We start from the raw sequence: 12587 nt of genomic DNA, 5'->3' as shown, positions 1-12587 counted from the left end.
ACCTGCGCAACCGGATGAGTGGTCGGTTCGTGTCCGTTGGCGGTAAAGACGTTATCAGGACCCGATAAACCCCGCCGCGCGGTTACAATGCAACAAGGCATCTATATGGCATTCGATGTATAAAGGAGAAGGGTAATGCCGATTAATGATCCCGAGAAGTCGGAGAATATGCGCAAGTCTATCCGCGTGTATTCCGGTTCCTCCAACCGTCCCCTCGCTCAGAAGATTGCTGAGTACCTTGGGGTCGAGCTTTCGGGCCTTACGCTAAAGCAGTTCGCCAATGGTGAGATTTACGCCCGCTACGACGAGACCGTCCGCGGCGCCGACGTCTTCCTGATTCAGTCCGTGGCCGGTGGCAACGTCAACGACATGCTCATGGAGCTGCTCATCGCCACCGACGCTGCCAAGCGCGCATCCGCCCGCTCCATCACCGCCGTTATCACCCACTACGGCTATGCCCGCCAGGACCGCAAGGCCGGCCCGCGCGAGCCCATCACCGCCCGCCTCGTCGCCAACCTGCTCGAGCGCGCCGGCGTCAACCGCATCATCACCCTCGACCTGCACCAGGGCCAGATCCAGGGCTTCTTCGATATCCCGGTTAACCACCTGTCCGCACTGCCGCTGTTTGGCCAGTACTACAACGACATGCACTTCGACACCGACAACCTGGTTGTCGTCTCCCCCGACGTGGGTCGCGCCAAGGCCGCCAAGAAGCTGTCCGACATGCTCGGCTGCGACCTGGCCATCGCCCACAAGGGCCGTCCGCGCCACAACGCCGCCGAGGTCATGGGCATCATCGGTGACATCAAGGGTAAGACCTGCATCATCAACGACGACATGATCGACACCGCTGGCACCCTGTGCGCCAACGTCAAGGAGCTCAAGGCTATGGGCGCCGGCGACATCTACGTCTGCGCCACCCACGGCATCTTCTCCGGTCCGGCCATCGAGCGCCTGAACGATGCCCCCATCGTCGAGTGCGTCGTCACCGACGCCATCCCCGTCGAGGTCGGCGGCAAGATCAAGACCATCTCGGTCGCCGAGGAGTTCGCTCAGGCCATCTCCGCCGTTTACCACGAGGAGCCCGTCTCCACGCTCGTCGGCGGCGACTTCGCGCTGTAGTCCAACGCGTATCGCATCATCTTTGATGTTTTTAAAGGGTCGGAAGCTCGCTTCCGACCCTTTTTCTATTCCTCGCCAATCCGCCCTGGACAGTTAGTTCAGATACGTATTTTTTAAAGCTCCAAAGGTCCGTTCGGAGCCTTCTGAGCTCCCCGGCGGATGCCATGCCGCCCGAAGCTCATCGTTTTCGAGTACAACCGCCGCATATATTATCTTCAAATCGCCCTCGAAGGCCCTTAGAAACACCTCGAACGCCCGCCGCCTTATACGTATCTGAACTAACTGTCCAGTAGCCATCGTCAACCTTCTCGGCAGAGCTCAATTTCCTGCAATCCCCTCAACCGATTCCACCGATTTCCTAACACCCGGCCGTTCATGGCGCCCAGCACCCCGCTGAGCGAAAAGAACGGTATGGCGGTCGCATTCTGCCGCCAACTTAGTACGTTATAGCTATGACGACCGTGATTTCACATTTCTCCGCCCTCCGCGCAATTCGTCGCGCACGACGGGCGTACTCTGCCCTACCCTGGAGCTCCATTGATAGTGAACAGCAAGCACAGGCCTTGGCTAGCTGCATTCCCAATAATGACGCGATAGACTTTGGCGCACTTTCGATACTCGACGCCTGGAATGAAGATGATTCCGAGCTGCTCGATCTTCTCGTTTCAAACGAAGGCAACCGACGCCCCGACAAGCGACTTCTTCAGCATATTCTCTCCGCTCCGCTTCCTGAAGGTGCAATTATGCACGTCGAGGCCGACATCTACGCAACGTCTCCTGCCATGACAGCCATGCTTTGTTCTAAAAATGAATCAGTCGCCAAAACCTTGATGCTTCTCATGGAACTGGTCGGAACTTACTCCCTTCCTCCCGGGGCAACATACCCCATTGCCCATGACGACATCTGGCCCAAGGGCGATGGCTACGAAGCGACGGGCGATCTTGATTGCCTGGGCAACCAGTCAGCGGCCGAACAACAGAACGAAACCCGCTATGAACAGGCGCACTACAAATGCAAGCCCGCCACGACCATCGAAGAGCTCGAGGCGGTCGCACGGTTCGCCAAAAGTAGCTCATACGCCTCGTTTCGCACGGCAGTCAAACTCGCCCGGGCTGGATCCGCATCCCCAGCCGAATCCCTAATGTTTGCCGTTCTCGGAGCGCCCATGCGCTTTGGCGGATTCGGATGTTGCAGCCTGCCCATGGGAGGCCTGCAACTCAACCATCGAATCGACTTCGATACTCTTGCGGTCAACATGTCCTCGGGCATCCCCTATGCCATCTGCGACCTATATTGCCCGGCAGCCGGAGTCGACAACGAATACAACGGAATTGGGCATGAGCTTCAAAACGCTCGCATCCACGATGGCAATCGAAATAATGGCCTCAAGGCCATGGGCATCCACGTCCTGGTTATCAATCGCGACCAAATGAAAGACCTTGTTGCACTCGAAGCCTTCGCCCAAACGATGCATCGACTCGCAGGAGTCCGATTCCGGTACCGTATCAAGGGCTATCGCAAGCGTCAGGCCGCTTGGCTCAACGCTCTGCGGGCCGGAACCGGCCTCGCGCCGGTCTAAACGGCGAATCACCCGTGCGCCGTCGAGCAGGGCTGGGCAGTTAGTTCAAATACGTATAAATGGACGCATTGAATTAGACTGTTTTGCAGCTATCTCTATACCATTCGCCCTATTTGAAGGCAGGGTAGACTTCAAAACAGCGCCATATGGACTAACTAAAGCTCCAAAACAACGTATCGGCATTGAATTGAGTAATTCGAGTCCTCAGAACTTATACGTATCTGAACTAACTGTCCACCTCGGATTTCGACGGCCGTCCAAACGCCCCCAAACGCCCTCAATTACCCTCCATTTGACAGCGGCAACAGGGTCGCTCACCATAGCAGGCGACAAATCAACGAAAGGATGAACATGGCAGCTGCACAGCCGCTTAAGATTCGCATGGTTGCCGGGCTTGGCAACCCGGGCGAGGAATATGCCGAGACCCGCCACAACGCCGGCTTTAAGGCGATTGACGAGCTGGCCCGTCAGGCCGGCGTCACGTACTGGAAAAACCAGGCCGGCGCCGAGGTCGCACTCATCAACATCAACGATCCCGAGGAAGAGGGTGGCAAGCGCCAGATCGTGCTGGTCAAGCCGCAGTCGTATATGAATACCTCGGGTGGCCCCATCTCCAAGCTCTGCCGCGAGTACAAGATCAAGGCCGAGGAGCTGCTCGTCATCCACGACGAGCTCGACATCCCCGCCGGTGACGTGCGCGTCAAGGTGGGCGGTGGCCACGCCGGCCACAACGGCCTGCGCTCCATCATCGACAAGATGGGCAGCCGCGACTTCAGCCGCATCCGAACCGGCATCGGCAACCCTCCCGGCAAGATGGCCGTCGCCGACTACGTGCTTAAGCAGCTGCGCGCCCGCGAGGCCGAGGACTTCCAGGACACCTGTGCCCGCGCGGCCGACGCCGCCGGCCTGGCGATCGTGCACGGCGTGGTCTATGCCCGCGACCACGTCAACGGTGCCGCCTCCGCCAACGGCAAGCACTAAAACCTATCATTTAGGGGCAGGTTTTTTGGCAGGTTTTACCTGCGGAAATGCCCCAGTTGCGGCATCACGATAAACCGCGCGCCGCCATACACGCATAGCACCCCAAAGGGGGCCGGACTCATCACAACCCGAGGCCGGCCCCCTTTGCTGTTTTACCTGATAAAACTGACCAAAATAAACCTGCCCCTATTCGGCAGGACGAAGTGGATAAGCCCTTTTCCCAACCGCCGAAGACACACGTAAACAGCATGTCCATGAGGGTATAATTTGCACCGTATGTCTGCACAACGCCTGTGCGCGTACGGTTTTACTCGGGCTGCCGTCCATTTCTGTGGAGGCACGGTTCGGCCGCCCTAACAAGAGAGGGGTTCTATGTATAAGATCCTGGAGAAGACGCAGTTCTCGGAGAAGGTGTTCAAGTTCCGCATCGAGGCGCCCGCAATCGCCAAGCATGCGCACGCTGGACAGTTCCTCATGGTTCGCGCCAACGAGACGGGCGAGCGTGTCCCGTTTACCCTGGCCGGTTGGAACGGTGACGAGGGCTGGGTCGAGTTCATCTTCATGGTGATCGGCAAGACCACCGAGATGCTTTCCACCTATGAGGCCGGCGAGTCACTGCGCGACGTCGTGGGCCCGCTGGGCGTTCCCACCGAGATGGCCGAGGGCCCCTGCGCCGTCATTGGCGGCGGCGTCGGCCTGGCAATTGCCTTCCCGGTCGCCAAGCACCTGGTCGAGACCGGCCACGAGGTCCACGCCATCATGGGCGCCCGCACCAAGGACCTCCTGCTCATGGAGGACCAGTTCCGCGAGCTCCTCGACGAGGACCACATCCATATCACCACCGATGACGGCTCCTACGGCGAGCAGGGCGTTGTCACCGCTCCGCTGGAGCGCCTGCTGCAGGACAAGGCCGTGAGCCAGGTCTTCTGCGTCGGCCCCGTTCCGATGATGAAGTTCTCGACCCTCACCGCCCAGAAGTACGACACCCCCATTACCGCGTCCCTCAACCCCATCATGGTTGACGGCACCGGCATGTGCGGCTGCTGCCGCGTCGAGGTGGGCGGCGTGACCAAGTTCGCTTGCGTCGACGGCCCCGACTTCGATGCCACCCTGGTCGACTGGGATGACCTTCGTGCCCGCCAGGCCGCTTACCGTTCCGAAGAGGGCGAGTCCCTCAAGGCTTATGAGGAAAAGAGCTGCGCATGCCACTAGTTAACGGTCGTTTCGTTGCCGATATGAAGTCGCCCCGCACCCCCGATAACGAGGAGCCGGCTGCCGAGCGCGCCTGCGACTTCCGCCCCGTCGACAAGGGCTTCACCGAGGAGATGGCGCTGGCCGAGGCCGAGCGCTGCCTCAACTGCAAGAAGCCGTTCTGTGTTGAGGGCTGCCCCGTCAACATCAACATCCCCCGCTTTATCGAGCAGATCCGCGCGAAGGACTTCGGCGGCGCTCTCGATACCATCCGCGAGGACTCCATGCTTCCCGCCATCTGCGGCCGCGTCTGCCCGCAGGAGAACCAGTGCGAGGGCAAGTGCATCCGTGGTAAGAAGTCCGAGCCCGTGGCCATCGGCCAGCTCGAGCGCTTCCTGGGTGACCGCCCCGAGCTCGCTTCCACGCCCAAGATGGCCCCCAAGAACGGCAAGAAGGTCGCCGTCGTCGGCTCCGGCCCGTCCGGCATCACCTGCGCCGGCGAGCTCGCCCGTAACGGCTTTGACGTTACCGTCTTCGAGGCCTTCTTCACCGGCGGCGGCGTGCTGGTCTACGGCATCCCCGAGTTCCGCCTGCCCAAGGCAGTCGTCAAGCGCGAGATCGACGGCTTGGAGGACATGGGCGTCAAGTTTGAGTACAACTCCGTCGTGGGCAACATGGCCACGGCCGAGGAGCTGTTCGAGCAGGGCTTCGACGCCATCTACGTGGCGACCGGCGCTGGCCTGCCCAAGTTCCTCAACGTCCCCGGCGAGAACCTGCCCAACGTCTTCTTCGCTAACGAGTACCTCACCCGCGTGAACCTGATGAAGGCCAACAAGTTCCCCGAGTACGACACCCCCACCAAGCACGGCAAGAACGTCGTTGTCTTTGGCGGCGGCAACGTGGCCATGGACGCCGTCCGTACCGCCAAGCGCCTGGGCGCCGAGCACGCCATCATCGCCTACCGTCGTACCGAGGACGAGATGCCCTGCCGTCGCGCCGAGCTGCACCATGCTAAGGCCGAGGGCGTCGAGGTTCTGCCGCTCGTCTCCCCGCTCGAGTTTGTCGCTGGCGAGGACGGCTCCGTGTGCGCCGTCAAGGTCCAGAAGATGGAGCTCGGCGAGCCCGACGAGTCCGGCCGTCGTCGCCCGGTGCCCATCGAGGGCGCCATCGAGGAGATCCCCTGCGACGTCGCTATTTCGGCTATCGGCACCAACGCCAACCCCTTCGCTGCCAAGATCGGCGGCAAGATGGAGCTCAACAAGTGGGGCTACATCGTTGCCGACGAGGAGACCGGCCAGACCACCGATCCCCGCATCTGGGCCGGCGGCGACATCGTCACCGGTGCCGCTACGGTCATTCTGGCGATGGGCGCCGGCAAGAAGGCCGCCGCTTCCATCACCAAGAGCCTGCTGGGCGAGTAATCACCCACAGCGCTAGCCATCAAACGGCAAAGTCCCCGTCGAGCACACGCCCGGCGGGGACTTTTTCTATGCCAGACCCCAGATCACCACAAAGGAGACAGGCACCTTTGTGGTGGTTTTGGACTTGCCTGATCGTTTTGTCTCAATCTGTAACAGTTGGAGTCCGTTGAGCCCTGCAGTTGTTACAGATCGAGATATTGTGCCGGCCGCCCACGCCGCATCTCAATCTGTAACAGTTAGAGACCAAATATGCCGCCTGGTGTTACAGATCAAGACGTTGGGCTGACGGCCGAACGGTTCATCTAAATCTGTAACAGTTAGAGCCATTTTCGCTGGCTTGGTGTTACAGATCGAGACTATGCAAAAGCCGAGGATAGGCACTGCCGCCAAGGCCTTCCCCTCGGCCTAAAACAAAAACCACCACAAAGGTGCCTGTCCCCTTTGTGGTGGTTTTGGTCGGTTAGTCTTCGAGCTGCGCTACTTTGTAGCGGTAGGCAGCGGCGATAACGTCTTTGCAGCCCTCGCGGCCCAGCTTGGCGCGGTTGACGACGATGTCCTTACCGCTCGTCATCTTCCACTTTCCGGCACTGTAGCGCTTATAGAACGCCTCGCGCGCCTTCTGCTGCTGCTTGACCAGCTTGGCGCCCTTCTTTTTATTAAGGCCACGCTTCTTGCGCACAATCTCGACGCGGTCCTCAAAAGGAGCGGTCACCAACACGGCAATGTGGTTGGGGTTGTTACGCAGCAGGTAATCGGACAGGCGGCCTTCGATAATGCAGCTCTCGGTCTCGCCCAGGTCCAAAATCACCTGGCTCATCTTCTGGAACAACTTGTCCGAGTACGAACGCGCGTCGTAGCGGTCGGGCAGGAACGCCATGTTCTCCACGGCCAGACGCTCGTCGTAGGCGGCCATCTTGTCGAGCGACTCGCCCGCGCGCAGCGACGCACGTACCAGCAGCTCGTTATCGTACAGCGGAATCCCCAACTCGTCGGCAAGCATGCGGCCAATCTCGTGGCCCTCGGCGCCAAAGTCGCGCGCGATGGTAATGACCACAGGATTCTTCTTGTTCTCCAGATCGCTCATCGCGATTCCTTTCTAACAAATGAGAAAAGGCAATTCCTGATTCCCATTTTGTCACTTACGACCGTCCTGGTTTCCCAAGTGCGGCAGATTGCCCCGAAAGAGGAGCGCCGCGTACTAAATGTACGCAAGCGACGATTGAGGGGCAAGGTGCCGTGCTTGGGGAAGCAGGACTATGCGGCCACGATGCGGCGTTGATATGCCCTCACCAGCAGCGAGATACCAAAGTTGAGCACGAAGTACATCGCAAACACCAGGCCGTAGAGCATAAGCACCTGCGACAGGTCGATCGCGTGGGCCATCACGACGTTTGCCGTGTACATGAGCTCGGCCACGTTAATGCCCGAAAGATACGAGCTGTCCTTGATGACGGTCGTGCACTGGCTAAACAGCGCCGGAATGATCGTCTTAAATGTCTGCGGCAGAATGATGTAGCGCATGGTGGCAAAGAAGCCAAAGCCCTGGCTCTGCGCTGCCTCAAACTGGCCGCGCGGAATCGAGTTGAGGCCGCCGCGCACAATCTCGGCCATAACAGCGCTGGTAAACAGCGTAAAGGCGATGGTCGAAATCACAATGTCCAAACCCTGCACCGTAAAGTAGATAAACAGGATCCACAGCAGGTTCGGCGTGCAACGGAACAGCTCGATGTAGGCACTCACCAAAATACGAAACGGGCGGGGCGCATAGCTTTTAACGAGCGCCAGCACCGTGCCAAAGATGAGCGAGAAAAAAATCGACAGCGCCGAGATCTCGATCGTCTTAACAAAGCCGCCCCAAATGTAGAGCAGGTTGGTCGCGTTGAAGATTTCCATGCGCTAGGCCTCCTCTACGTTGTCGAGCCCCAGCTCGGCGAGGCTCACGCCGCGCGGACGCTCCTTGGAGCGGCGCTCGAGCCACTGCACCAGCATGGCGAGCGGAAAGCAGATGATGAAGTACATAAGGCAGCAGACGATGTATCCCTGCAGGTAGCCGTACAGACTCACAAAGTTGTCGGAACGATACATAAGGTCGCCGCCGGCCACGAGCGCCAGTACCGACGTGTTCTTGACCAGATTGAGCGCCTGGTTACACAGCGGCGGCAGGATGATCTTGAACGTCTGAGGCAGCACGATGTACCAGTAGGCCTGCGCGCGGGTGAAACCCTGGCTCTGAGCCGCCTCCATCTGACCGCGCGGAACCGCCTCGATACCGGTGCGGATGACCTCCGAGATGTAGGCCGCGTGATACAGGCCCACACCCAAGAAGCCCAGCACGAACGGCGCGATACGCACCGGCTGATCGGCGCCGGTTATGGCCTGCAAAAACTGCGGACCGGCCATGTACATAAAGAGCACCTGTACGGGCAACGGGGTGTTCTGGTAAAACTCCACGTACACGCGGCTTATGGCGCGCAGCACGCGCGAACGAGTGGTAGAGAACACGCCCAGCAGCGTGCCCAGCACCAGCGACAGCAGCAGGCCGGCAACGACCACCTGCAGCGTCACGCCAAAGCCCTCCCAGAAGGGCCCCATGTTTTGAAATGTCGTCGACCAACGGTCGGCGTCAAATAATCCTTCGAGCATTTGATTCCTTCCTTGGACGATGCGCCTATACAAGACCCCAGGTCTTGACCTCTTGGTCGAGCCAGCCGTCGGCCAGGCGATCGCAAATCACCTGATCGACCACGGCCGAAAGGTCGCAGCCCTTCTTGGTCGCCACGCCGTAGCCCTGCTCGCCAAACTTGACCTCGGGCTGCAGCAGCTCAACGGTCTCGTTCATGTAGCCGGCCAGCGTGGAGCGGTCCATGGCAAAGACGTCGATATTGCCGGCGTCGAGCGAACTCTTGATGATGGGGTAGCCGCTAAAGGCCCTGAATTCGGGCTTGCAGCTAAAGCCGTTGTCCTTGATCATCTGCTCGATCAGGCCCTGCGTGGTGGCACCCTGGCTCACGCCGATGACCTTACCGTCCAGGTCCTCAATCGAGGTAAAGCCCGAACGCTTCTTGACCATGAGTCCCACGTAGTCGGTGCGGTACGGCGTCGAGAAATCCCAGCTCTTCTTGCGCTCGTCGGTGATGGTGTAGGTCGCCGCGACCACGTCGAGTTGGCCGTTATCGATCAGCGGGCCGCGCGTCTTGGGCGTTACATCGGTAAACTCGACAAGCTCCTGGGCGCGGGCCTCCTTGTAGCTCACACCAAAGACGGCAGCGGCGATCTGGTAGCACAAATCGACTTCCATGCCCTCAAAGCGTCCCTTGGCGGTGTCGTAATAGCCGTAGCCGGGAACGTCTTTCTTAACGCCGGCATTCAGGTGGCCACGCGACTTGATGGCCGCAAGCTTGGACCCCTTGTCGGAGCCCTCGCCGCTGTTGGAGTTGCCGCAACCGGTAAGCGCGGTCCCCGTCAGCGCAAGCATGCCGGCGCCCGCCAGCTGCAAAAAGTGTCGGCGCGACACGGCCGCCCTCGTCATATCCGTCATGTCCATCACCGCGCCTAGTGCAGAATCTTGGACAGGAACTCGCGGCAGCGCGGGTTCTCGGGGTTATCGAAGAAGTGCTCGGGCGTGCCCTCCTCCAGGATACGGCCGTCCTCCATAAAGATGACGCGGTCGGCCACCTGGCGCGCAAAGCCCATCTCGTGCGTCACGCAGATCATGGTGATATCCTCCTGCGCAAGCTCAATCATAACGTCCAAGACTTCCTGGACCATCTCGGGGTCGAGCGCCGAGGTCGGTTCGTCAAACAGGATGATGGGCTGCTTGGTGCACAGGGCACGGGCGATGGCGATGCGCTGCTGCTGACCGCCCGAGAGGTTCTGCGGATACTCGCCGGCCTTATGCGCCATGCCGACGCGCTTGAGCGCGGCGATGGCGATCTCGGTCGCCTCCTCCTTGCTCTTCTTTTGCAGCTTGATGGGCGCGAGCGTCAGGTTACCGAGCACCGTCATGTTGGGATACAGGTTGAACTGCTGAAACACCATGGAGCTATACTTGCGAGCCATCTCCAGGTGGTTCTTTTTGGTGAGCGGCGTACCGTCGATGACGACCTCGCCCGACGTGGGCTCCTCCAGATAATCGACGCAGCGGATGAGCGTCGACTTTCCCGAGCCGGAAGGCCCGATCATTACGAGCTTCTCGCCGCGCTTGACGGTGAGGTTGATATCTTTGAGCACATGCAGGTCGCCAAAGTACTTGTTGAGATGCTTGATCTCGATCATGTCTGCCATGAATGTCCCTTCCCTGCGTTTACACGAGTTGAACTATTGTACGGAAAGAACCACATTTCCGCAGTCCACACTGCGCCCCCGTAAAGAACCCGCAACCTTTCACCCACTCATTGGGCACTCGGGCACTCATTGGGGACAGACTTAAATGAGTACCCGGGAAGTGGGCACTCATTTAAGTCTGTCCCCAATGAGTGCCCTTCAGCTGCCATCAAAAAAGGGGCGCGACCGCAATGGTCACGCCCCCTCAACATCAACTATATGCCGCTCGGTCCCTACGCGAGTTTGGCTCCAACGATCTTTGCTGCTGCCGGCTTATCGAAGTTGCCGCCAGTGGCCTTACCCAGAGCGCCCATGACCTGGCCCATCTGCTTCTTGGACGTGGCGCCCAGCTCAGCGATGACCTGCTCGATCAGAGCCTCGAGCTCCTTGCCCGAAACCTGCGCGGGCAGCAGGCTCTCCAGAATCTTGACCTGCTCGGTCAGGTTGTCGGTACGCTCCTGGTCGGTGCCGGCCTTGATGGACATCTCCAGCGTCTCGCTCGTCTGCTTGATCAGACGCTTGATCATGCTGTTGACGTCTTCCTCAGTCACATCGCGGCGCTCGTTGACCTCGATATTCTTCACCTCGGCCTTAACCTGGCGAATGATGGACAGGCGAACCTTGTCCTTGGCCTTCATGGCCGCGATCATTTCTTTCTGCAGCTCTTCGTTGGTCATCTGCAAATCCTCTCTAATAGCGTGGGCGGCACTCGCGCGAGCACCGCCCCATGATTACTCAGTCGTCGACGAATCGTCGGTCGAACTCTTGGTGACGCCCTTCAGGCTCACGTTATAGGGTACGTCCTTGGGCATGGGGTTGACGGTAATGTCGGCGTCCTTCTTGTACTGCTCCAGCCACTCACTGTATGCAGTGCTGGCCGCCTGCGTCTTCACCACGTTGGAGACATACTTCTTGATGGCCTTGGGCACCTGGTTGATGTCATCAACCTGATTATCGACATGGAAGTAGTCGGTGCACTTGATGATGTGGTAACCATAGGTCGACTCGACGACTTCGCTCACGTCGCCCTTGTTGAGCCCCTCGAGTGCCGTCTGGTAGCTGTCGACGAAAGTGGTGAGCTTATCCCAGCCCACATCGCCCTTCTTCTCCTTGGAACCGGTGTCCTCGGAGTACTGCTCAACGGCGTCCTCAAAGCTCAGCTCACCGGAGTTGATCTTGTCCAGGCACTCCTGCGCTTTGGCCTTGGCGGCGGCCTTGTCCTCGTCGGAAGCGTCGGAATCGACCTTGATCAGAATATTCGACGAGCGACGGGCGTCATTGTAGTTGGACAGGTTCTCGTTGATGTAATCGACAATCTCGCTGTCCTTGGGCTTGCTTGTGGGCGCCACGGCATCTTTGAGCTTTTGCTGCGCCAGGCTCTCCTTGAGCGAGCTCTTATAGGTGTCTTCGGTGTAGCCGTAGGTCTTGAGGGTCTTCTTAAAGGCCTTGGCACCGCCCGCGCTCTTGCACGCGTCCTTCCAAGCCTTCTCGACCTCCTCGTCCGACACCGTCACGCCGTTCTCCTTCTGTGCCTGTTGAAGCAGAATCTGCTGCGTGTAGGAGTCGATGAGTTGCTTGCGGTACTTCTTGGGCGTGAGGTCGTTGTCGACCAGATACTGCGCCCAGTCCTTGTCCTTGGTGTAGCCGTAAGACGTGCGCATGCTCATGATCTGCTTTGTCACGGTGTCCTCGGTGAGGTTGGTGCCGTTGATAGTGGCAGCCACACCGCCGGTAAGCTTGTAGCCCGAGGTATCCTCTGCCTGCGACATAAGGCCGGAGCACGCCATGGCCGAGACGGAAAGCAGCATCGCCAGCACGCCGATGACCACCAGAACGATCTTGACGGTCTTAGACACGTACGTCTTGCGCTGCTTCTTACGAGAGCTGGAGGCAGCACGAGTCTGCTGCTCGGGCGTCGGCGCGGCCTCAGAGTTCTTTTTCTTGTTTGCCATAGTTGGCCTTTCGCATC

General features: G+C 59.4%; 13 protein-coding genes. 5 read left to right on the top strand and 8 right to left on the bottom strand.

Features of this window, described 5'->3' with window-relative positions:
- Positions 1–135 precede the first annotated feature (135 nt).
- The gene (locus DW645_RS03385) at positions 136–1122 is read left to right on the top strand and encodes a ribose-phosphate pyrophosphokinase (protein WP_089573682.1); all 987 of its coding nucleotides are present in this window, start codon (positions 136–138) and stop codon (positions 1120–1122) included.
- Between the two features lie 93 nt (positions 1123–1215).
- Here the strand turns inward: DW645_RS03385 and DW645_RS03380 are convergent, their stop codons facing one another.
- Positions 1216–1419, bottom strand: coding sequence for a hypothetical protein (locus DW645_RS03380; RefSeq protein WP_117655732.1), 204 nt, complete (start codon positions 1417–1419; stop codon positions 1216–1218).
- Between the two features lie 155 nt (positions 1420–1574).
- Here DW645_RS03380 and DW645_RS03375 point away from each other — a divergent pair, with 155 nt between their 5' ends.
- The 4 genes from DW645_RS03375 (at position 1575) to gltA (ending at position 6295) form a co-directional block, all read left to right on the top strand.
- Positions 1575–2702, top strand: a complete 1128-nt coding sequence (locus DW645_RS03375; protein WP_117637146.1) for a hypothetical protein — start codon at positions 1575–1577, stop codon at positions 2700–2702.
- 351 nt (positions 2703–3053) lie between these two features.
- Complete coding sequence (gene pth, locus DW645_RS03370) at positions 3054–3683, top strand: aminoacyl-tRNA hydrolase (RefSeq protein WP_006235792.1); 630 nt, start codon at positions 3054–3056, stop codon at positions 3681–3683.
- 372 nt (positions 3684–4055) lie between these two features.
- On the top strand, positions 4056–4895 hold the full coding sequence (locus tag DW645_RS03365; RefSeq protein WP_006235793.1) for a sulfide/dihydroorotate dehydrogenase-like FAD/NAD-binding protein: 840 nt from the start codon (positions 4056–4058) through the stop codon (positions 4893–4895).
- Positions 4886–6295, top strand: coding sequence for an NADPH-dependent glutamate synthase (gltA, locus tag DW645_RS03360; protein ID WP_089572633.1), 1410 nt, complete (start codon positions 4886–4888; stop codon positions 6293–6295). Before DW645_RS03365 ends, gltA begins: the two co-directional genes overlap by 10 nt.
- A gap of 460 nt (positions 6296–6755) precedes the next feature.
- Here the strand turns inward: gltA and DW645_RS03355 are convergent, their stop codons facing one another.
- From DW645_RS03355 to DW645_RS03325, 7 genes are all read right to left on the bottom strand, one after another.
- On the bottom strand, positions 6756–7379 hold the full coding sequence (locus DW645_RS03355; protein ID WP_055285378.1) for an AAA family ATPase: 624 nt from the start codon (positions 7377–7379) through the stop codon (positions 6756–6758).
- Positions 7380–7549: 170 nt separating this feature from the next.
- Complete coding sequence (locus DW645_RS03350; protein WP_055285379.1) at positions 7550–8188, bottom strand: amino acid ABC transporter permease; 639 nt, start codon at positions 8186–8188, stop codon at positions 7550–7552.
- A gap of 3 nt (positions 8189–8191) precedes the next feature.
- The gene (locus tag DW645_RS03345) at positions 8192–8938 is read right to left on the bottom strand and encodes an amino acid ABC transporter permease (RefSeq protein ID WP_035136546.1); all 747 of its coding nucleotides are present in this window, start codon (positions 8936–8938) and stop codon (positions 8192–8194) included.
- A gap of 25 nt (positions 8939–8963) precedes the next feature.
- The gene (locus DW645_RS03340; protein ID WP_118226282.1) at positions 8964–9839 is read right to left on the bottom strand and encodes a transporter substrate-binding domain-containing protein; all 876 of its coding nucleotides are present in this window, start codon (positions 9837–9839) and stop codon (positions 8964–8966) included.
- A gap of 8 nt (positions 9840–9847) precedes the next feature.
- Complete coding sequence (locus DW645_RS03335) at positions 9848–10579, bottom strand: amino acid ABC transporter ATP-binding protein (RefSeq protein WP_022094215.1); 732 nt, start codon at positions 10577–10579, stop codon at positions 9848–9850.
- A 272-nt stretch (positions 10580–10851) separates the two neighbouring features.
- Positions 10852–11295 (bottom strand): GatB/YqeY domain-containing protein, encoded by a 444-nt coding sequence (locus DW645_RS03330; protein WP_117629799.1) that lies wholly within the window; start codon positions 11293–11295, stop codon positions 10852–10854.
- Between the two features lie 54 nt (positions 11296–11349).
- A complete protein-coding gene (locus DW645_RS03325) occupies positions 11350–12570 on the bottom strand; it encodes a peptidylprolyl isomerase (protein WP_118226280.1) in 1221 nt (406 codons plus the stop codon).
- Positions 12571–12587 lie beyond the last annotated feature (17 nt).

Source organism: Collinsella sp. AM23-17 (assembly GCF_003470945.1).
GTDB lineage: Bacteria > Actinomycetota > Coriobacteriia > Coriobacteriales > Coriobacteriaceae > Collinsella > Collinsella aerofaciens_O.
The sequence above is the reverse complement of the archived record's forward strand: the minus strand, read 5'-3'. Positions and strand labels throughout refer to the sequence as shown.